We start from the raw sequence: 245 nt of genomic DNA, 5'->3' as shown, positions 1-245 counted from the left end.
GATTGCGCAGGGGCGGCTCGGGCCGGGGCGCATTCATCATTGCATGCGGTTGATTGGGCTTGCTGAGCGGGCTCTTGAGTTGATGTGCAGGCGCACGCTGCAGCGTGTGGCGTTTGGCAAGCCGATTGCGGCGCAGACTGTTACGCAGGAGCGGATTGCCGAGGCGCGGTGTCTGATCGAGCAGGCCCGGTTGCTGACGTTGAAGACGGCTTACATGATGGATACCGTCGGGAATAAGGGCGCGC

General features: G+C 62.9%; 1 protein-coding gene. It reads left to right on the top strand.

Annotated elements, in window-relative coordinates:
* Nucleotides 1-245 (top strand): acyl-CoA dehydrogenase family protein (locus SB753_RS40320; protein ID WP_410805580.1); only part of this gene is annotated, 245 nt, incomplete at both ends.

Source organism: Paraburkholderia sp. SIMBA_053 (assembly GCF_046534895.1).
In the GTDB taxonomy this organism is placed as follows: domain Bacteria; phylum Pseudomonadota; class Gammaproteobacteria; order Burkholderiales; family Burkholderiaceae; genus Paraburkholderia; species Paraburkholderia caledonica.
The sequence above is the reverse complement of the archived record's forward strand: the minus strand, read 5'-3'. Positions and strand labels throughout refer to the sequence as shown.